Source organism: Micromonospora sp. KC723 (assembly GCF_004348595.1).
Taxonomy (GTDB): Bacteria; Actinomycetota; Actinomycetes; order Mycobacteriales; family Micromonosporaceae; genus Micromonospora.
Genome location: NZ_SMKD01000014.1, coordinates 16,664 through 35,282, shown reverse-complemented (window position 1 = coordinate 35,282; position 18,619 = coordinate 16,664). Strand labels below are relative to the sequence as shown.

General features: G+C 70.8%; 20 protein-coding genes and 3 pseudogenes. 7 read left to right on the top strand and 16 right to left on the bottom strand.

The features are described 5' to 3' along the window. Positions 1-30 precede the first annotated feature (30 nt). Together E1165_RS05800 and E1165_RS05795 are read right to left on the bottom strand one after the other, a co-directional pair. Positions 31-300, bottom strand: coding sequence for a hypothetical protein (locus E1165_RS05800; protein ID WP_132388464.1), 270 nt, complete (start codon positions 298-300; stop codon positions 31-33). Continuing rightward, on the bottom strand, positions 297-638 hold the full coding sequence (locus E1165_RS05795; protein ID WP_132388462.1) for an ArsR family transcriptional regulator: 342 nt from the start codon (positions 636-638) through the stop codon (positions 297-299). Before E1165_RS05795 ends, E1165_RS05800 begins: the two co-directional genes overlap by 4 nt. Before the next feature lie 91 nt (positions 639-729). On the opposite strand from E1165_RS05795, the gene E1165_RS29460 reads away from it, so the two are divergent. Beyond that, positions 730-1,086 (top strand): transposase, encoded by a 357-nt coding sequence (locus E1165_RS29460; RefSeq protein WP_371687304.1) that lies wholly within the window; start codon positions 730-732, stop codon positions 1,084-1,086. Between the two features lie 291 nt (positions 1,087-1,377). Here the strand turns inward: E1165_RS29460 and E1165_RS05780 are convergent, their stop codons facing one another. Further along, on the bottom strand, positions 1,378-1,737 hold the full coding sequence (locus E1165_RS05780; protein ID WP_207916617.1) for a hypothetical protein: 360 nt from the start codon (positions 1,735-1,737) through the stop codon (positions 1,378-1,380). Between the two features lie 446 nt (positions 1,738-2,183). Here E1165_RS05780 and E1165_RS30635 point away from each other — a divergent pair. The 6 genes and pseudogenes from E1165_RS30635 to E1165_RS05755 form a co-directional block, all read left to right on the top strand. After that, positions 2,184-2,423 (top strand): annotated as a pseudogene (locus tag E1165_RS30635) (hypothetical protein); the annotation flags it as partial. Next, positions 2,356-2,610, top strand: a complete 255-nt coding sequence (locus tag E1165_RS29740) for a DUF4913 domain-containing protein (RefSeq protein WP_243704603.1) — start codon at positions 2,356-2,358, stop codon at positions 2,608-2,610. The pseudogene E1165_RS30635 and the gene E1165_RS29740, both read left to right, overlap by 68 nt. Positions 2,611-2,620: 10 nt before the next feature. Then, a complete protein-coding gene (locus E1165_RS05770; RefSeq protein WP_132388456.1) occupies positions 2,621-2,863 on the top strand; it encodes a hypothetical protein in 243 nt (80 codons plus the stop codon). 130 nt (positions 2,864-2,993) lie between these two features. Then, complete coding sequence (locus E1165_RS05765) at positions 2,994-3,470, top strand: SH3 domain-containing protein (RefSeq protein ID WP_132388454.1); 477 nt, start codon at positions 2,994-2,996, stop codon at positions 3,468-3,470. Between the two features lie 682 nt (positions 3,471-4,152). Next, positions 4,153-5,334 (top strand): Cmx/CmrA family chloramphenicol efflux MFS transporter, encoded by a 1,182-nt coding sequence (locus E1165_RS05760; protein ID WP_132388452.1) that lies wholly within the window; start codon positions 4,153-4,155, stop codon positions 5,332-5,334. Then, a pseudogene (locus tag E1165_RS05755) lies at positions 5,331-5,491 on the top strand (helix-turn-helix domain-containing protein); the annotation flags it as partial. The gene E1165_RS05760 and the pseudogene E1165_RS05755, both read left to right, overlap by 4 nt. Before the next feature lie 352 nt (positions 5,492-5,843). On the opposite strand, the gene E1165_RS05750 reads toward E1165_RS05755, so the two are convergent. The 13 genes and pseudogenes from E1165_RS05750 to E1165_RS05690 all read right to left on the bottom strand — a co-directional run bounded on the left by E1165_RS05750 (position 5,844) and on the right by E1165_RS05690 (position 18,564). Beyond that, on the bottom strand, positions 5,844-6,251 hold the full coding sequence (locus E1165_RS05750) for a hypothetical protein (RefSeq protein ID WP_132388450.1): 408 nt from the start codon (positions 6,249-6,251) through the stop codon (positions 5,844-5,846). Between the two features lie 496 nt (positions 6,252-6,747). Next, positions 6,748-7,227 (bottom strand): annotated as a pseudogene (locus E1165_RS05745) (transposase); the annotation flags it as partial. A gap of 219 nt (positions 7,228-7,446) precedes the next feature. After that, a complete protein-coding gene (locus E1165_RS05740; protein ID WP_132388448.1) occupies positions 7,447-7,959 on the bottom strand; it encodes a hypothetical protein in 513 nt (170 codons plus the stop codon). 26 nt (positions 7,960-7,985) lie between these two features. Next, positions 7,986-8,801: a hypothetical protein gene (locus tag E1165_RS05735; protein WP_132388446.1), complete on the bottom strand. Its 816-nt coding sequence runs from the start codon at positions 8,799-8,801 to the stop codon at positions 7,986-7,988. 23 nt (positions 8,802-8,824) lie between these two features. Beyond that, positions 8,825-10,069: an MCE family protein gene (locus tag E1165_RS05730; RefSeq protein ID WP_132388444.1), complete on the bottom strand. Its 1,245-nt coding sequence runs from the start codon at positions 10,067-10,069 to the stop codon at positions 8,825-8,827. Next, the gene (locus E1165_RS05725; protein ID WP_132388442.1) at positions 10,066-11,451 is read right to left on the bottom strand and encodes an MCE family protein; all 1,386 of its coding nucleotides are present in this window, start codon (positions 11,449-11,451) and stop codon (positions 10,066-10,068) included. Before E1165_RS05725 ends, E1165_RS05730 begins: the two co-directional genes overlap by 4 nt. An 8-nt stretch (positions 11,452-11,459) precedes the next feature. Next, entirely contained in the window at positions 11,460-12,701 is a 1,242-nt protein-coding gene (locus E1165_RS05720; RefSeq protein ID WP_165945151.1) for an MCE family protein, read from the bottom strand. Next, complete coding sequence (locus tag E1165_RS05715) at positions 12,701-13,684, bottom strand: MCE family protein (RefSeq protein ID WP_132388438.1); 984 nt, start codon at positions 13,682-13,684, stop codon at positions 12,701-12,703. The genes E1165_RS05720 and E1165_RS05715 overlap by 1 nt, the downstream gene beginning before the upstream one ends. Continuing rightward, positions 13,681-14,712, bottom strand: a complete 1,032-nt coding sequence (locus E1165_RS05710; protein WP_132388436.1) for an MCE family protein — start codon at positions 14,710-14,712, stop codon at positions 13,681-13,683. Before E1165_RS05710 ends, E1165_RS05715 begins: the two co-directional genes overlap by 4 nt. Further along, positions 14,709-15,989, bottom strand: coding sequence for an MCE family protein (locus tag E1165_RS05705; protein ID WP_132388434.1), 1,281 nt, complete (start codon positions 15,987-15,989; stop codon positions 14,709-14,711). Before E1165_RS05705 ends, E1165_RS05710 begins: the two co-directional genes overlap by 4 nt. A gap of 1 nt (position 15,990) precedes the next feature. Further along, positions 15,991-16,794 (bottom strand): ABC transporter permease, encoded by an 804-nt coding sequence (locus E1165_RS05700; protein ID WP_132179223.1) that lies wholly within the window; start codon positions 16,792-16,794, stop codon positions 15,991-15,993. Between the two features lies 1 nt (position 16,795). Continuing rightward, complete coding sequence (locus E1165_RS05695; RefSeq protein ID WP_132179225.1) at positions 16,796-17,566, bottom strand: ABC transporter permease; 771 nt, start codon at positions 17,564-17,566, stop codon at positions 16,796-16,798. Next, the gene (locus E1165_RS05690) at positions 17,563-18,564 is read right to left on the bottom strand and encodes an ABC transporter ATP-binding protein (protein ID WP_132388432.1); all 1,002 of its coding nucleotides are present in this window, start codon (positions 18,562-18,564) and stop codon (positions 17,563-17,565) included. The genes E1165_RS05695 and E1165_RS05690 overlap by 4 nt, the downstream gene beginning before the upstream one ends. Between the last annotated feature and the right edge of the window lie 55 nt (positions 18,565-18,619).

Sequence of the window (18,619 nt, the reverse complement as noted above, 5' to 3'; positions counted from 1 at the left end):
GGCGCTCGACGGCCCAGGGCCTTCTTCGAGCTACTCGACCTGCTTGAGAATCTGTTCGATCGAGCCCAGCCGGGCCTGCGTCTGCTCGGAACGCTGGACGAGGTCGGCGAGCAGGCGCTCGTTGGTCTCCTGTGTCCGCACCGCGGCCTCAGCGATCTTGCGGTACTCCGCCTCCCGTGAGAGGGCCGCCTTCGCCCGCCAGACGGCCGTCAACTGCGTGACCGCCACAACAATCACCGTGATCACCAGTGCGAACAGGCCGATCGCTCCGACGACCTCCGTCCAGTCCTGGCCGCTCACGACTGCGGTCCTTCGCCGGCACCGTCAGAAGCGGTGAGCGTCTCCGCGGCAGCTGCGAGCGCTTCTGGGGTGACTGTGAACATGAACTGGTTGACCTCGTAGAACTTCATCGCTTTCCCGTCCTCGGACAGTTCCAGGTGCGCCGACACCAGGCCAGCCGCCTCCAACTTGCGCAGGTGGACCTGCAGCAGCGCACGGCTGATACCCAGCTCCCGGGCGAGCTGGCTTACGTAGTTGCGCTCACGCACCAACGCCGCGACGACCCGCACCCGGTGCGGGTTAGCCAACGTGGCCATGACCCGCACCAGCTCGTCTCCGGTCGGAGCATCCGCGCTCATAACCGAACCCTGCACATGCCAATAGAAGCTAGCATGTGCCGCTCAAGGTTGCCATCCGATGGTTAGCATCTCGGGCCTGCCGCACCGATAGGTGACATCTGCGACGGCTTGCCCTGTGGGCGGGCTGGAAGGATGTCGCCGTGCCCAAGCCCTACCCCGTGAGTTTCGTGATGACGTGGTGCGTGTCGCTCGTGACCGCGAGGCGGGAGTGACCATCGAGCAGATCGCGAAGGACTTCGAGGTACACCCGATGACATTGTTCAAGTGGCTGCGCCAGGCCGACGTCGACGCCGGTGCCACGCCCGAGACGGCCAGCAGCGAGTCGGCCGAGCTACGCGAGGCGCGTAAGCGCATCAGGTTGTTGGAGCAGGAGAACGAGGTCCTGCGCCGGGCGGCTGCCTACTTGTCGCAGGCGCATCTGCCGGGAAGAGGCTCTACCCGCTCGTGAGCGAGCTGGCCGCTGACGGGATCCCCGTGGCGGTGACGTGCCGGGTGTGGAACATCGCTCGTCAGCCCTACTACCGGTGGCTGACCCGACCAGTCACGACCGCAGACCTCGTGACGGCGTGGCGACGGATCGGCTACACCCTTGTCGACACCTTCAACCAGAACGGCTCGTCGATCGGGGGCGGCAGCAGCCCGTCCAGTACCTCCGGTGATCGTCTGACCGTGAGCAGGGGGGGGCGGCCATCGCCTCGGCGGCCGCCCCCCTGCTCGTTGTCGACGTCTGTTCTGGGTGCTACGAGACCTGGCCGGCACGGTCGACGATGGTAACGCTCAAGATCACCTGTGAGCGGACTGGCCCACGACTCTCGTCCTTTGGTACGACCTGCCAGCCGAGAAACCGGTACGTCTGTGGCTCGAAGATGAGGTCGTACCGGTCGGTGTTTCCCACGAGGGACACTGCGGTGCCGGAGCGGCCTGCAGCGTCCGTCATGGACCGAGAGGCCACTACTCCGGGGATCTTCGTCGCCGCCTCGTACAGGGCGGCCCGTGACTGTGCGGGCGGGTATCCGCGGATCAGCTCTCCCACGTTGGCGAAGGTCTCTTCGTCGCTCGCCGTGGTGCGGCCATTCATCCGCCGCAGATAGTTGAGCATGCTGGTGGCGTCGGTCGGCAGATTTTTCAGATAGGCCGGGGTTGGCGTGCACGGCCGGGTGGAGTTCAGCAGGCTGCACCCGCTCGTCCCATGTCAGTCCTTCGATACCTGCCGGCTCTCACCCATGTATCGCCACTTAGCCCACTTCGAGTTCACGCCGAAAGTCCCATCACCGAGGCGGCGAGGCACAGCGATCTGGGCGAGCTGGAGGGTCAGGAGAGATACAGCTGTTCCAACCTGCGTTCGTGCAGCTCATCGGGCCGCTCCCCTGATCCAACGAATGTTCTGGGAGTCCAACCACCGAACGACTGGTCGCATCTCATGGGCCGACGCTCCGCCTGGCAGCTACGTCTACCTATCGGTCCTCGGGTCACCGTCCGCTAATCAAAGATCCGCGCAACGACGGCGGCCTGTTCGGCGGGCCGGCGCGGAAGTAGCGGGCGGTCGTGTCGAGAGAGGCATGGCCAAACAGGGCTTGGACCTGGGCGGGGTCGGCGCCTCGCCACCGGACCTACCTCCGGGGGTGCCCACGCTGGTGGGCCCCTGAGGCGATCTCCCGCCTGTACGCACTATGGCGGGCCCTGGGAAACACTGCGGGTGTCCGACCCGCAGACCGGCATGAGCATCTGGTGGCGCGACCACCTCGACCCCCACCTCGCCGCGCTCGCCGCGAGTACGGGCCCTTCAGCCGGTGCAGCCCAGACAAGCAGACAGAACCCAAATCCCTGCCTGTCGAGCCGGCACCGGCAGAAGTCCTCGCCCAGCTCCCCGACGTCGACGCGCTCTGATTCCGTGTCATCACGCGTCCAGGTCGGGGCCACGCATCTGATCGCTGTTCATGAAACACCCGTGATCCCGGCGACGCCCGGCTGATGATCAGAGCGTGTGGGAGCGGGTCGACGTGCCTGCCGTCGGCGGCCCGGTCGACGGCCGGAACCTACTGGTGCCCCTCGACGACGAGGGTGTACCACCCCCGGTGATCAACCAGTCTTGGTTATGGGTCGAGTACGGCGGTGAACTGCTGGACGCCGACGTTGACGGCGCGTACGAGCTGGAACCGGTCGCCGGTGCTGGTCCGCCGTGGCTGTACATCTGGGTTCCCAGCCAGCAGACCAACCCTCGGTGAACAGCACGCCACGACAACCGACTGGACCGGGCGCGCCCATAGGATCAAGTAGTTCGATATTTCGCCGCCGTTCCCGCTGCTACGGGCAGTGCCACATGGGCGGGGACGACCACGAGACAAGGAGTAGCAGATGAAACTCACCGCAGTCGCACGCCGGGCGGCGTTCACCGTGGCCCTCAGCCTACCGCTGCTGGCCGGGCCGGTCCTGGCCGCCAGCCCGGCGACCGCGCAGTCCGCCCCGCAGATCGCGACCGCCCCAGGCCCGGGCGGCAACACGGATGGTACCGCCCCGGCACCACGGATCTCCGCTGGCGACCGAGCCGACACCGGCCCCGCGATGGCACCGCGCTGCGGCTGGCTGCCCGGCGCCTACGAGCCGTACAACGTCGGCTTCTCGGGCGCCGGCATCCGCCTGCGCAGCGGCCCGTCGACGACCTGCACCGTGCTGGGCCTAGGCTACGCGGGCCAAAGCGCGACCCTGCGGTGCGGCGCGGTGGGTGACGACGGGTGGGGCTGGTACTACGTCAGGAACAACAGCACCGGCGTCACCGGCTTCGTCCGGGGTGACGGCCTGACGGGCGTACCGATCTCCACCCTGGCGTGCTGACGCCCAGAGTCGGCCGGCACCAATCTCCGGGCCGCGTCGGGCACCCGTCCGACGCGGCCCGCCGCCCGCCCGAGCCGACGGCTCAAGCAGCTCACGCCGCGCCCAGGCGAACCTGGCCGGCAACCCGGCCACAGTACGGACAGATCAGCACAGACCCGCCCCCAGCGAGGTGGATCCGGGCCCACGAATGGGGCAGATCCAGCCGCCGCCGCGCAGCGTCGGTGTCAGTCCGGGGGTTGACCAGGCGCTTCTCGGAAAACAATCAACCGAGGGTCTACGGCTTCACGCCGAAGAAGTAGACCGCCCGCACGGCGTTGCGTATCACCAGGGATACGTGCGTGTCGTCGTCGTACTCGTGCCTCACTCACTTGTTCGGAGCATCCGACCAATGAGCAAGGCATGGGAGGAGGGACTCGTTAGCTGTTGTGGGGCACAAGGTTGACGACACGCGCCCAGGCGGAACCCGGTTGCGTGGTGACCGGCGGGTTTGAGTAGTGTTTGCGCCATGTCGAGCCCTGAGGCATCCAAGGTGGGGGCTTTCGGTCACGCCGTCAGCCCCCTGAACCACTGAGTTCATAGCCCGCTTCCCAGCAGCCTTCGCTGCATGGGCATTGCGCGCATCCTTGGGCGCTGGCCGCGGTGACGAGACGTCTCCTCGTTCTCTCTCACCTCGGAGTTCTTGATGCCTCTGCCGCTGTACCTGCTTGCCGTGGCGGTCTTCGCCATGGGCACTTCGGAGTTCATGCTTGCCGGCTTGGTGCCGGACATCGCCACTAGCCTCGACGTGTCGGTCGGGGCCGCCGGGCTTCTGACCTCGGCGTTCGCTGTCGGGATGATCTTCGGCGCGCCGCTGATGGCGGCGCTTGCGCGCTGGTGGCCTGTCCGGGCCAGCCTGCTGTGCTTCGTGCTGGTTTTCGCCGTAGCCCACGTCGTAGGCGCTCTCACGATGAGTTTCGCGGTTCTGCTTATTACCCGGGTGATCGCCGCCCTGGCCAACGCGGGCTTCCTTGCTGTGGCACTGAGCACGGCGGCCACGCTCGTCGCATCTGACCAGAAAGGGCGCGCGCTGGCGGTGCTGCTCTCGGGTACGACGGTGGCCACCATCGCTGGAGTTCCCGGCGGCGCAGTCCTCGGCACGGTGCTCAGCTGGCGGGCAACCTTCTGGGCGATCGCACTGCTCTGTCTTCCCGCTGCCTTCGGCGTCATGAAGGGCATCCCGGCCCGTGCCGGAAAGACCCCTCGGGACACTCCGGTTGGCTCGTCTCTTCGCCACGAGATTGCCCAGCTCACGATGCCCAGGCTGGTCCTGGTCATGCTGCTCGGTGCCCTCGTCAACGCTGCCACCTTCGCCACATTCACCTTCCTAGCACCGATCGTGACTGACACCGCCGGCCTGGGCGAGCTGTGGGTCTCGGTCGTGCTGGTGCTCTTTGGTATTGGGTCCTTCCTCGGCGTCACCCTCGCGGGACGGCTCTCCGATCAGCGTCCCGGCATCGTGATCGCAGTCGGTGGCCCGTTGTTGTTGCTCGGCTGGGTCGCGTTGGCGACCCTCGCTGCCCAGCCGGTGGCGCTTCTGCTCCTCGTATTCGTGCAGGGCACGCTTTCCTTCGCGTTGGGCGGCACCCTGATCGCCAGGGTGCTCTACGAGGCAGCAGGCGCCCCCACCATGGGAGGGTCGTATGCGACCGCGGCGCTCAACATCGGTGCCGCTGGCGGCCCCGTCGTTGCAGCAGCGGCCCTCGGGGCCGATGCCGGCGACCTTGGCCCGGTGTGGGTCAGCGGCCTCCTGGTCACGGTCGCACTGCTCATCGCCCTGCCGCTCCGGCGATTCATCGCACCCCGCGTCGGTCAGGCGATTCGATGAGCCACGCGAACGCTCCGTTTTGTGTCGAGGGACGGCGGCGACTCATCGAGCGCTGCCGAACCGCCCAATCGCTCATGTCGCCGCCGAGATGGGGATCTCGCGGGCCTGCGCCAGCAAGTGGGTCAATCGCTGGCGACGCCACAATGAAGTCGGACTCCCATGAACGCGATCTCAGCCAACCTGTACTTCGTGCGCCGCTACCCCGATGGCTGGCGCCTGACGCAGGCGCTCTCGCGCTCCGACGGCTCTCTGGCCGAAGCCGACAACGAAGCGCGGGCCTGGGCCAACGGAGTGATAGTTCGCCCCACTCCGGGTTCGACGTTCGCTGTGCCCGGCGCGACGCGCACGAGCCAGTCACTGACGGGAGCACCCCGTGACCGACGCCGACCACACAGCACCCCACCCCGACCGGTCCATCGGGCGGTTGCGGGCGTTCCTCGGGCAGTTCGGGACGTGGCGAGGCCCCGACCCCTAACACGGGCGGGCCGGGGCCCTGCTATTCAGGTAGGTCAGATGCAGACGTCCGTGCCGTACGTGTAGCAAATCCAATCCTTGTATGCGGCACCGCCGCCCGACGGCACCCTCGTCGACCCGTAGTAGGTGCGCGCCCAACTCGCCGGGCTGCCACCACAGCCGACCGCCACACTCACGCTGGTCGCGCCTGACGGGATCGCCTTCGAATAGTTGGCGATCATCGGGTCGGAGGTCGCCGTCCACGACGCCCAGCCGTTACCGCCCGCGTTGGTGGACACCCACATGCCGACCACCCTGCCCTGCGAGTTCGCGCCGCAGGTGATCCGGCCGCTGATCGTGGTGGCAGCTGCGGCTGGCGACGCTGTCGCGGCGACGGTGCCTGCGGTGGCGAGGAGCATCGCGGCGGCGGCGGTGGCTGGTTTCCACGTGCTGGCTCTGCGCATGGTGCCTCCCGGTGTGTTGGCCGCCTGATGCGGCCCCCGCCTGGGCAAACTACGGGGCGAGTCTCGGGGCCACTGTCGGCGATCCGATATGGGTGTGTAACGGCTCGGCCATCGACGCCCGTTAGTCTGCATACGTCTCACCCCGAACCCGGCCAGCAGGCGTCGTTGCCGTCGCACGTCATGGGAGCTCTCAAGCTGCGGCATCTACGAGGCCGGCTTCGTTCCTGGCTTGTTGGAAGCATTCCTCGATCGCCCACCGGGTGCTGGCGCTGCGGACCAGGTCGACCAGACGGGTGCGGCGGGGTCCGTAGCAGATGTGGTAGGCGATCTCTTTGGTGGTGATGCTGCGCCGGCGAGCAGCCAGTGTTGACGGCTTGTCACCTGCCCCCTGATGCCGCCCGTCGTCGTCGAATCTGGTCGATCTGCTCGGCGGGTGCAGCCGTGGGCGTGTGTGGGGCTTCTTCGCTCCGGCCTGGTCGCGGGTGACGGGCTGTTGTCGCAGCCTGCGGGAGTGCGGGTTGGCGATCTTGCCGTCGGCGTCCGGGACGCACGTCTCGTCCCAGGACTCGGGCACGAACAGCCGCCAGTTCAGCACCGCTGACGCTGTGTCAGTCGCGGCGTGGACACTGACGCCGATCTGGCAGTTGGCGACCTTGCCGAGGGTGCCGGAGTACTGCCGGGCCACACACGCCGAGGCCTTGCCGTCCTTGGGGAACCCGGTGTCGTCGACCACCCACACCTGCGGACCCACTGCCCCAACAGCAGCTACCGCCACCCGTCGCCGCACACCGGCCACATTTCAGGTCGACGAAGTCAGGAACCGCTGCAACTGCTGGTGATCCACCCCGAGACGCTGCGCCATCGGCTGCATCGACTTACGCCGGCCATCCAGCATCAACCCGCGCAGATACCGCGGACCAGTCACCCGCTGATCCGACCGCGGCAACCCCGCGAACTCCTCCAGCCGCACCCGCACCCGGGCAGCCCTTCTCGTCCATGCCCTCTGGGCTGGTCCTTCGCCTTCGACGGTCGCCTCGTGGTGACCCTCGGCGGCCGGGTGGTCACCCCGTAACCGCGGACCGACCACGTGTCGACCCACCCCGGTCAGGGCGGCTCCGGCGTGACCAGGAAACAGCCGGAGACGCCCTGACTCGGCCGGCAGGCCGGCGACCACCACCCCGCCGCCGACGGGCCCTCAGATGGCGGACGCCGCACTGACCTTCCAGGCGCCCCCGTCGGGCACCAGCGTGAGCAGCACCCGGTTCTGGTCCACCTTCTCGCCGGCGGTGTTGACGTTGCGCCGGTACTGGTTCATGTAGACCAGCAGCTCCACCCGGTCCGCCGTGGCGCTCACCACCCCCGTCGCGGAGACCTCCGCCAGCACCACCGCCTGCTGCTTGACGGCGGTCTGCTTGAGCGTCGCCGTGGTCTGGGCGTACTCCCGGGCGAAGGGCCCGGTGACGAAGCTGCGGCCGTTCGCGACGCTGTCGTCGAAGGTGCGGTGGTCGTAGGAGAAGATCGCCTTGGCGGCGGCGGGGGCGGTAGCCAGCACCTGCCGGACGGCGGCGTCCCGCCGCTCGGCGCCGCGGTCGCCGTGCCAGCCCAGGCCGGCGACGGCCGCCGCCAGCAGGATCGCCGTGACCAACGCCGGGATCGGCCGGACGCGGCGGAGGTCGGGCCGCCAGCGGGCCGGGTCGAGAGTACGCATCGATTCTCCTTGATCGAAGGTGGGCGTCAACCGACGAACTGCAGGCGGGACACCAGCCACTGACCCGACTCCGGTTCATGGACCAGGTCCATCTGGATCCGGTAGTGCGACGGCCGCCCCTCCGGGGCCTTGACGTTTCTCACCGTCGCGTCCACGGCGACCAGGACCACAGCCCGGCGGCGGTCTCCGGAGACCATTCCCGCCCGCAGTACCGACCCCTGTGACTCCACCTTGTTCTCCACCACGGCCGCCCGGACCTGCGACTGGCCCCGGGCGAACTCCTCCTTGAAGTCGCCCGTCGCCCCGGCGGAGATCCGTTGCAGGTCCCGGTCGACGCTCGCCGCGCTGACCGAGACGAAGTTGACGGCGACCTGCTTGGCCGCGGCGAGCGCCCCCTGGCGCGCCTCCTCCACCGCCCGGTCGGCGTACCAGCGGTGGCCGTACACGACAGCGGCGGCCAGGGTGGCGGCGAGCGCGACCGCCAGCATGCCCACCAGCGCCCGGCCGGCCGGCGACCCGGCTCGACGCCCGTCGCCGGTGGCGGTGTCCGGATCGGCGGCAGGCTTGACGACACCGGGACGGCGGCCGTCACGCGGCAGGCCATCGACCGGTTCCCGGTCCTCGACACGGCCGCCATCACACGGCAGATCCTCAACCGGTTCCCGGTCCTCGACCTCGATGGGCGCCTCGACCGGTTCCCGGTCGAGGCGCCGCAGCACGTCCTCGATGGCCGTCGCCCGGTTCACCGGCCGGCTGACGAGCCGCCGGCGGGCCGGCCTGCCGGGCACCGCGAGCTTCGCACCCCTGATCACCTTCAGCCTGCCGTCCCTGGGTGTCTGCACGACATCCTCCTCCCCACCACCGGTCACGGGGTCACCCCGGCCAGCAGCAACTGCTTCCACGACTGGTCCCCGGCGGTCCGGTACTGGCCGCCCGTCCCGCCGAACTGCAGGGGCCGGCCGTCGCTGCCGAGCACCAGCCCGGTCACCGGGTCGTAGCCGGCCGTGCCGGCCCCCGCCCGGGACGCGCCGCCCGTGAAGGCCGGCTCGGCCCCCGAGGGCCGCGGCGCGTTCGCGGCGCCGCGTACGCCGGCGCCGGCCGCGCGGTCCGCCGCGCTGCACCCCCGTTCGGGGCTCCGGTACACGCACGCCGGCGGGTCGTTGGCGTTCAGGACCAGGCCCAGGTGTGCCGTACCGTCGCCCGGGGTGACCGTGAACCCGCCGGCGACGGTGATCGGGTAGACCACCAGCAACTGTTCGATGCCGGGCAGCCGCCGGGCGGCGATGCCGTTGACGGTGATCAGGTTGCCGAGCAGGGTGCCCACGGTCGGTTCCAGCCCGCGCAGCAGCGCCACCAGTTCCTGCCCGGCTGGCGGACCGGCGGCGAGCAGGCGGCGCAGGTCGGGGTCGGCGGCCCGGACGGCGGCGGCGAGCTGGGCCAGCCCGGCCGCCCACCGCCGCAGCGCCTCCGCCGACTCGGCCTGGGTGGCGAGGACGGTCCGGGCGTCCTCGATCAGTGTGAGGGTCTCGGGCAGAGCCTCGGTCGCGTCGGCGAGCAGCGCGTCACCGGCATCGAGGATCCGCGCCAGCGCCTGCTCGTTGCCGGCGAAGGCGGTGCCCAGCTCGGTGACCAGCACCGCCAGATCGTCCGGCCCGACCGACCGGACCAGCGCGTCCAGGTTGGACAGCAGCACCTCGGGGGCGAGCGGGACGCCCGTGCGGTCGGCCGGGATCACCGCACCGGCGCGCAGGTACGGCCCGACGTCGCGGTCCGGGCGCAGATCCACGTACTGCTCCCCGACGGCGGAACGCTGGGCGATCACGGCGCGCAACTGCGCCGGCACCCGTACGCCCCGCTGGATCCGCAGGTCGGCGCGGACGCCGTCGCCGCGCAGGGTGACCGCGGTGACCCGGCCGACGGGCACGCCGCGGTAGGTGACCGGGGCGTGCGGGAAGATGCCGCCGGCGCGGGCCAGGTCGAGGTGGACGACGTACCCGCCGCCGAGCAGCCGGTCGCCGAGACCGACGTATCGCACCCCCACGTAGGTGACGCCGAGCAGGCTCACCACGACGAAGACGAAAACCTTGAGTTTCGTGCCACGCCCGATCACGGCAGCAAGCCCCCTTTCAGGACGTCGGTCAGGTCACCGGTCTGGCCGGTGATCGCCCCGGTCACCGGCAGCACGCACTGCCCCGACAGCACCGTGCCGGACGGCAGCTCGGTTCCGGCGGGGAACGCGGTGCCGGGGGGCACCAGCCCCTTCGGCAGGATCAGGCCGTCCACCGGCACCGGCGAGCCGGGCTTGAGCAGCACGCATCCCTCGGGCAGCCGGCAGTCCTTCGGTGGCGTCCAGGTCGCCGGGAAATTCTTCGGATCGGGCAGGCACCCGGTCAGTGGCAGGTCGGGCAGGGGCAGCGGGCCGGCGTCCGGCCGGGGCCCGCCCGGGCCACCCGGCCGGGACGCGCCGGACTTGGGCGGGCGTGCCGTGGCGGGCGGTGCGGGCGCCGCAGCGACCAGGTTGGCCAGGATGCCGGCGGCGTCGAGGTCGGCGGTGACGGAGAGGTTGACGAAGTCGCCGACGATCGCCCCGGTCACGTTCGGCGGGAACGGGAAGGACAGCATGAAGTCCAGGGACTTCGGCAGGTCGTCGCCGGCGCGGACGAGCTGCTCCAGGATCGGTTGCAGCGCCCGTACGCTGGCCAGGGTGTCGTCGCGGCTGCGCTCCACGACGCGGGTGCCGACCCGGCCGAGCTCACCGAGCGCGGTCAGCGCGCTGGTCAGCTGGGCGCGCTGGCTGGCCAGCACGGTCATCCCGGGGGCGAGGGAGTCGACCGCGTCGCCGACCACCTGCCGTTGCCGGGCCAGCCGGCCGGTGAGCCGGTCGAGCGCCTCGACGGCCCGGACGATGTCGCTCTTCTGCCGCTCCAGCCCGCCGATGAAGGTGTCGAGCTGGCGCAGCGCGTCGCGGACCGCGGGCTCGCGGCCGTCCAGTGCCGCCGCCAGTTCCTGGTTGATGGTGCGCAGCTGCGCCAGTCCACCGCCGTTGAGCAGCAGCCCGAGGGCGGCGAGCACCTCCTCGACCTCCGCCCCGCGACTGGTACGGACCAGCGGGATGACGTCACCGTCGGCGAGCCGGCCGCGCGCCGGTTCGGTGGGCGGCGCGGCCACCGTCACGTACTTCTCGCCGAGCAGGCTGCTCTGCCGGACGGCGGCGGTGGCGTTGGCCGGCAGACGGACCTCGCGGTCGATGCGCAGGGTCACCCGCGCCGTCCAGCCGGCCAGCGAGATCCTCTCGACGCTGCCCACGGTCACGTCGTCGACCTTGACGGCGGCCTGCGGCACCAGGTCGAGTACGTCGCTGAACTCGACGGTGACCCGGTATCCGGCGCCGGCCGGCTCGCCACCGGGCAGTGGCAGGTCGGTCACCTCCGGCAGGCCGCACCCGGCGGGCAGTAGCGCCGCGACCAGGACGCCGGCCGCCAGCTGGCGCATCCGGGCGATCATGCCGGCCCCCGCAGGATGCCGCCGAGGGTGAGGTCGGGGGCGATGTCGGGGCCGCCCGACGCCGCATCGGCGGCCGGCCCTCCGGGAGAGGGGGCTCCCGGTGGGACCGGACCGGTCGCCGGGGCGCCGGGCGGCAGCTTGAGCAGCCTCCGCAGCTGATCGGTCATGGGCAGGCCGCGTGCGTGCAGGGTCTGCGCGAGCGCGCGGCACGTCTCGGGCACCCGTGTCGCCGGCAGCTGGTCCACCATCAGAGAGCAGACGAACCCGGCCGGGTCGTACGGGCCGGTCGCGTTGTTTCGGGTGTCGAGCGTGCCGGAGCGGGGGTTGTAGGCCAGGGCGAGGTTGCTCACGGTCAGCGGCGCGACGTCGAGGATCTCGATGACCGCCCGCTGCTGGCGGACCAGCACCCCGGTGATGTCGGCGAGCGCCGCGACGTCGGCGGTGAGCACCTCGCGGTTCTGGCGCACGAACGCGGTGACGTCGGCCAGGGCGACCGAGAGGTTGCGCAACGCGGCGGTCAGTTCGTCGCCCTCGCCGGCGAGCTGCTGCGCCACGTCGGCCAGTTGCTGGTTGAACGCGCGGACCTGCTGGTCACTGCGGGCCAGGGTGGTGGTGAACCGTTGCAGGTTGGCGACCGAACCGAACAGGTCCTGCCGGCCGTCGGCGACGGTGGCGAGCGCCCGGGACAGCCCGTCGAGGGCGTCGCGAAGATTGTCGCCGTTGCCCTCCAGGTTGGCTCGTCCCGTGGCGACCAGGTCGGACAGGGCGCCGTCGGCGTTGGCCCCCTTCGGCCCGAGCGCCCGGTTGAACTCGTCCAACGCCCGGTAGATGTCGTCGATCTCCATCGGAACGGCGGTCCGGGAGACCGGAATCTCCGCTCCGTCGGCCAGCGCCGGCCCGCCGGAGTACGCGGGGGTCAGCTGCACGTAACGGTCGCTGACCACGCTGGGCGGAACGATCAGCGCCTGCGCGTCGGCGGGCACGCCCACCTCCGGGTCGTAGCGCATGGTGACCCGCACGGTGGCGCCCTGCGGCGTCACGGCGGTCACCTCCCCGACGCGGACGCCGAGCACCCGCACGTCGGATCCGGGGTACACGCCGACGGCGCGGGTGAAGTGGGCGACCAGCTGCCGTTGCGGGGTCTCGGGGCGGAGGACCACCACCGTGGCGGCGACGGCGGTCAACAGGACGGTCGCGGCGGCGACCGGACGCCGCCACCGCAGGATCCGGCCGGGCATCATCGTCCTCCCGTCGTTGGCTGGAACGGCTGCACCATCCCGTGCACGTACGAGTCGAACCACCGGCCGTTGCCGACCACGTTGGCGAACGCGGTCACGAACGGCGCCATCCGTTCGATGGTCAGCTCCAGGTCGTCCCGGTTGCGTTGCAACACGGCGATCACCTCACGCAGCTTGTTCAGGGCAGGGGTGAGCGTGGCGCGGTTGTCAGCGACCAGGCCGGACAGCTGGGTGGCGAGGTCGCTGGTGCCGACGAGCAGCTTGTGGATGGCGTCCCGGCGGCGGCTCACCTCGGCCAGCAGCGCCTCGCCGTCGGTGACCAGCCTGCGGAACTCCTCGTCGCGGGTGGCGAGCACCCCGGTGACCTTCCGGGCCCGGGCCAGCAGGGACCGCAGTTCGGCGTCGCGCTCGGCGACGGTCCGGGACAGCCGGGACAGCCCGCCCAGCGCGGAGCCGACGCTGGCCGGGGTGTCGGCGAACGTCTCGGACAGGGTGGCGAACGCGGCGGCGAGCTGCTCGGTGTCGACCCGGTCGAGGGTGTCGGCGAGCCCGGTGACGGCCTGCAACACGTCGAACGGGGCGGCGGTGCGCTCCAGCGGGATCAGCGCGCCCTCGGGCAGCCGTCCCCCGCCGGAGGGAGACAGGGCGAGGTACTTCTGGCCGAGCACGGTTTTGATCCGGATGGTCGCACCGGTCTGGTCGCCGAGGCGTACGCCGTCGTCGTCGACCCGGAAGCGGACCCGCACGAACGTGCCGCCGTCGCGGGCGAGTTCCACGGTGGTCACCTTGCCGACCCGTACGCCGGCGACCCGCACCTCGTTGCCGACGGCCAAACCGCTGGCGTCGTGGAAGGCAGCCTGGTACGCGCGACCGGTCAGCCCCGCGAGCCGGTCGAGCTGAAAGGCGCCGAGCAGCACGGCGACGATCACGGTCAGCCCGACGGCGCCGGTGACCACGGGATTGCGTTCGCTGAACGGTTTCATCGGCTGCCTCCGCCGGCGCAGCGGGCGGCCGGTGCGCTGAACGTCACGGGGTTGAGCGTCTGGCCGGCGGCCGTCACCTGGCCGTCGAAGTCGCAGAGGTAGAAGTTGAACCAGGATCCGTAGGAGGCGACCCGGGTCAGCGCCTCGTACCGCTGCGGTAGCCGGCCGAGGGTGCCCTCGATGACCGCCGAGTTGCGGTCGAGGGTGCCGGCGAGCTGGTCCAGGGCCCGCACGTCCGCGGCCAGTGGCGGCCGCACCTCCGCCAGCAGTGACGAGGTCGCGGCGGTGAGGTCGCCGATGTTGACCAGCGCCTGGCCGATGGCCTTCCGGTCGGCGGCCAGCCCGGAGACGAACTCCTGCAACTGCCGGATCGTCCGGTCGAGGTCACGGTCGCGCGTGGCCAGGGTCGCCAGGACGTCGTTGAGGTTGGTGATCACCCGGCCGATGACGGCGTCCCGGTCGGCGAGGGTGTTGGTCAGCGACGCCGTGCGGCTCAGCAGGCTGCTGACCGTGCCGCCCTCGCCCTGGAGCACCTGGATGATCTCGTAGGCGAGCTTGTTGACGTCGTCCGGGTCGAGCGCGGCGAACAGTGGCCGGAATCCGTTGAACAGCGCGGTCAGGTCCAGCGCCGGGGTGGTCTGGCCGACCGGAATGAGCCCGTCCGGCCGCAGCGGGCGCCGGTCTCCCGGTCCCTCGCTCAGCGCCAGGTAGCGCTGGCCGACGAGGTTCCGGTAGCGGATCTTGGCGCGGACGCTGGTGACCAGGGGCACCTCGTCGCGGACGGTGAAGGCCACCTCGGCGACCGTGTTGTCGACCACCCGGATGTCGCTGACCTGGCCGACCCGCACCCCGGCGATGCGCACGTCGTCGCCGGGCAGCAGCCCGGTGACGTCGGTGAACCGGGCCCGGTAGGTGACACCGCCGGCAGGAAAGGCGCCGAGGGTCTGCGCGAGCAGCCCGGTCAGCAGCAGCGTCACGGCGGCGAAGATGGCCAGCTTGACCAGCGGCGCGATCGTCTTCTGGCTCATCGCGCGTGCACCACCGCGCCGCGCAGCAGCGGCCCCCACAGCAGCACCGCGATGTCGGGCACCTCCGCCGGCGGGGTGCCGGTGAGGGCACCCACGAGGGGCTTGACCAGGGCCCGTTCCTCGCTGGTGGCGGCCCGGCCCATCTCCGGGGAGGCGCCGACGGGCGCGGCCGGCACGCCGACGGGCAGCCTCGGGCGGTGACGCTCGCCGGAGTAGTCGTAGCCGTCGTCGACCGGAACCTCCGGGGCCGTTCCGGCGGGCCGGGGGAGGCCACGGCAGTTCGGCCCGTCGTCGGCGCCGTAGACCGGCTCGTCGCGGCCCCGCTCGTACCTGCCACCGTCGCGGGTGACCTCCAGGGTGATGTGCATCCGGCCGCCGGCGAACACCTCCTCCACCCGGGGTTGCAGGGCGACCAGGCCGCTCATCAGGCACGGGTACTCGGGGGCGTAGACGGCGAGCAGTTCGAGCACCGGCCGGCTCACCGCGCCCAGCCGGATGAGCTGGTCGCCGTGCCGGTCGAGGAAACCCCGGGTGACGTCGGCCGCTCCGGTGGTCGTGGCGAGGAACGCCGCCAGTTGGGTGCGCTGGTCGGCGACGGTGCGGGCGGTGACCGTGACGTCGCGCAGCAACGCCAGCAGGTCGGGCAGCGCCGCGTCGTAGCTGTCCAGCACTATCGCCAGCGTGCGGATGTCCTCGGCGATCGCCGGCATCGCCGGGTTGAGTTGCTTGAGGTACGCGTCGAGTGCGGCCAGGTTCGCGCCGAGCTGGTCGCCCCGCCCTTCCAGGGCGGTCGCCAGGGCGGCCAGCGTGGTGGCCAGCTGATCGGGGCGGATGGCCTGCAGCAGGGGCAGCGCCTCGTCGAGTACCCGTTCCAGCTCGACGGCGGTGCGGCTGCGGTCCTGGGTGATCACGGCGCCGTCGCGGATCGGCCCGGCGGTGCTGGCCGGCGGCGGGACGAGCTCGACGTAGCGTTCGCCGAAGAGCGTCTTGGGTAGCAGCTGGGCGGTCGTGTCGGCGGGGATCCGGGCGGTCGACGCCGGGTCGATGGCGAGCCGGAGGACAACCCCGGCACCGTCGCTGCGCACCGAACGGACGTCGCCGACGCGCACGCCGCGTACCTTGACGTCGGCGCCGTCGCTGAGCTGCAGCCCGGCGCGGTCGGCGTGCAGGGTGACCCAGGCGACCGGGGTGAACGCCCGTTGGTACTGCAGCACGGAGGCGGTCAGCGCCGCGGTCAGCACGACGATGAAGACGACACCGAGGACCCGATTTTTCATGTCACCCCGCGATCCGGACGGTGGTGGTCGCTCCCCAGATGGCCAGCGACAGGAAGAAGTCGACGATGTTGACGGCCACGATGGCCAGCCGGACGGCCCGCCCGACCGCGACGCCGACGCCCGCGGGCCCGCCGCTGGCGGTGTAGCCGTAGTAGCAGTGGACGAGCACCACGATCAGACTGAAGACCAGCACCTTGCCGAAGGACCAGAGAACGTCGCCGGGCGGTAGGAAGAGGTGGAAGTAGTAGTCGTAGGTGCCGGCCGACTGCCCGAAGTAGCCGACGGCGATGGTGCGGGTGGCCAGGTAGCTGGAGAGCAGGCCGATCACGTACAGCGGGATCACCGCGATGAACCCGGCGATCATCCGGGTGGTGACCAGGAACGGTAGCGATGGCACGGCCATCACCTCCAGGGCGTCCACCTCCTCGGAGATGCGCATCGCACCGAGCTGCGCGGTGAACCCACAGCCGACGGTGGCCGACAGCGCCAACGCGGCCACCAGCGGCGAGATCTCCCGGGTGTTGAAGTACGCCGAGATGAAGCCGGTGAACGCGCTGCTGCCGATCTGGTTGAGCGCCTGGTAGCCCTGTAGGCCGACCTCGGTGCCGGTGAAGAAGGTCAGGAAGCAGATGACGCCGACGGTGCCGCCGAGCACCGCGAGGGCGCCCGTGCCGAAGCTGACCTCGGCCAGCAGCCGCACCACCTCCCGCCGGTAGCGGCGGACCGTGCGCGGCGCCCAGGCGAACGCCCGCAGGTAGAACGCGAGCTGGCCGCCGAGGTCGTCGAGTTGTCGCAGCACCGGCACGTCACGTCCCCTTCTGCGGTACGACCTGGAAGTACACGGCGGTGACGACGAAGTTCAGCGCGAACAGCAGCATGAACGTGATCACCACGCTCTGGTTGACCGCGTCGCCGACGCCCTTCGGGCCGCCCCGGGCGGTCATCCCCTTGTACGAGGCGACGAGCCCGGCGGTGGCACCGAACAACAGCGCCTTGATCTCACCGACCACCAGGTCGGGCAGTTGCCCGAGGGCCTGGAAGCTGGCCAGGTACGCGCCGGGGGTGCCGCCCTGCATGACCACGTTGAACAGGTATCCGCCGGTGACGCCGACGACGCTGACCAGACCGTTGAGCAGGACCGCCACCAGCATCGAGGCGAGCACCCGGGGCACCACGAGTCGCTGGACGGGATCGATGCCCAGCACCCGCATCGCGTCCAGCTCCTCGCGGATTTTCCGGGAGCCGAGGTCCGCGCAGATCGCCGAGCCGCCCGCGCCGGCGATGATCAGGGCGGTCACGATCGGCCCGGCCTCGCGGACAACGGCGAGCACCGAGGCCGCCCCGGTGAACGACTGCGCGCCGAGCTGCCGCACCAGCGAGCCGAGCTGCAACGCGATGACCGCGCCGAACGGGATCGCCACCAGCGCGGCCGGCAGGATCGAGACCGAGCTGATGAACCACGCCTGCTGGACGAACTCACGGACCTGCACCGGCCGCCGCCCGAGCCCGCGCAGGGTGTCCAGGCAGAACGCGAGGAACTGGCCCACCTCGCGGACGGGGGCTCGGGTGTCGCTCATCCGGAACCCTCTCGGCGAGGCTGCACCGGGATCTCCCCCCCGGTGGGACGTTCGGCGGCCGGTGTGCCCGTGAAGGAACCGGGCGGTGGCGTGATGCCGTGTTCCCGGCACCACTGCCCGGCGGGTCGCTCGGCGCGACGGGGCAGACCGTCGGTGGGCCGCAACTGCGGCGGGATGGGCGGCAGCGGCGGCAGCTCCGCTCCGGCCTGCGCCTCGGCCTGCAACTCCTCGGCGTCCTTCTCCTCGGCCATCCCGATCGGTCCGATCCGCTGGGCGTTGAGGAACTGCCGCACGACCGGTTCGGTGCTGGACAACAGCATCTCCCTGGGCCCGAACATGGCCAGGTGCCCGTGGTAGATCAGCCCGATGTTGTCCGGCACGGTCCGGGCGGTGTTGATGTCGTGCGTGACGATCAGGAACGTCGCCTCGGTGCGCTGGTTGAGGTCGATGATGAGCTGGTTGAGGTACGCGGTGCGCACCGGGTCGAGTCCGGAGTCCGGCTCGTCGAACAGGATGATCCGCGGGTCGAGGACGAGCGCCCGGGCGAGCCCGGCACGTTTCCGCATGCCGCCCGATATCTCACCCGGCAGTTTCCGCTCGGCGCCGGTCAGCCCGACCATGTCCAGCTTCTCGTCGACCACCGCCCGGATCTCGGCCTCGGTCTTGCGGGTGTGCTCGCGCAACGGGAAGGCGACGTTGTCGTAGATGGTCATCGAACCGAACAGCGCGCCGTCCTGAAACAGCACGCCGAACAGCTTGCGGACCTCGTAGAGGCCACGCTCGGAGAGCGCGGGAAGATTCTTGTCCTCGATCCAGATCTCACCCCGGTCCGGCCGCAGCAGCCCGACCAGGGTCTTGAGGAACACCGACTTGCCGGTGCCGGAGGGGCCGAGCAGCACCGAGATCTCACCAGCCGGCAGGGTCAGGCTGATGTCGGACCAGACCGGCTGGCCACCGAAGGACTTGGTCAGCCCGCGCACCGCCACCTCGACGCCCACGCGCCCCTCCCCTCTCGCTACTGGGACATCGCGGCGGCCCGCTCGGGCGTAACAA

Excerpts from the sequence above, each read along its gene's own strand:
- E1165_RS05795 (WP_132388462.1), bottom strand. The coding sequence starts at position 638 with ATGAGCGCGGATGCTCCGACCGGAGACGAGCTGGTGCGGGTCATGGCC.
- E1165_RS05780 (WP_207916617.1), bottom strand. The coding sequence starts at position 1,737 with ATGCTCAACTATCTGCGGCGGATGAATGGCCGCACCACGGCGAGCGAC.
- E1165_RS29740 (WP_243704603.1), top strand. The coding sequence starts at position 2,356 with ATGAGCATCTGGTGGCGCGACCACCTCGACCCCCACCTCGCCGCGCTC.
- E1165_RS05765 (WP_132388454.1), top strand. The coding sequence starts at position 2,994 with ATGAAACTCACCGCAGTCGCACGCCGGGCGGCGTTCACCGTGGCCCTC.
- E1165_RS05760 (WP_132388452.1), top strand. The coding sequence starts at position 4,153 with ATGCCTCTGCCGCTGTACCTGCTTGCCGTGGCGGTCTTCGCCATGGGC.
- E1165_RS05750 (WP_132388450.1), bottom strand. The coding sequence starts at position 6,251 with ATGCGCAGAGCCAGCACGTGGAAACCAGCCACCGCCGCCGCCGCGATG.
- E1165_RS05740 (WP_132388448.1), bottom strand. The coding sequence starts at position 7,959 with ATGCGTACTCTCGACCCGGCCCGCTGGCGGCCCGACCTCCGCCGCGTC.
- E1165_RS05725 (WP_132388442.1), bottom strand. The coding sequence starts at position 11,451 with ATGCGCCAGCTGGCGGCCGGCGTCCTGGTCGCGGCGCTACTGCCCGCC.
- E1165_RS05720 (WP_165945151.1), bottom strand. The coding sequence starts at position 12,701 with ATGCCCGGCCGGATCCTGCGGTGGCGGCGTCCGGTCGCCGCCGCGACC.
- E1165_RS05715 (WP_132388438.1), bottom strand. The coding sequence starts at position 13,684 with ATGAAACCGTTCAGCGAACGCAATCCCGTGGTCACCGGCGCCGTCGGG.
- E1165_RS05710 (WP_132388436.1), bottom strand. The coding sequence starts at position 14,712 with ATGAGCCAGAAGACGATCGCGCCGCTGGTCAAGCTGGCCATCTTCGCC.
- E1165_RS05705 (WP_132388434.1), bottom strand. The coding sequence starts at position 15,989 with ATGAAAAATCGGGTCCTCGGTGTCGTCTTCATCGTCGTGCTGACCGCG.
- E1165_RS05695 (WP_132179225.1), bottom strand. The coding sequence starts at position 17,566 with ATGAGCGACACCCGAGCCCCCGTCCGCGAGGTGGGCCAGTTCCTCGCG.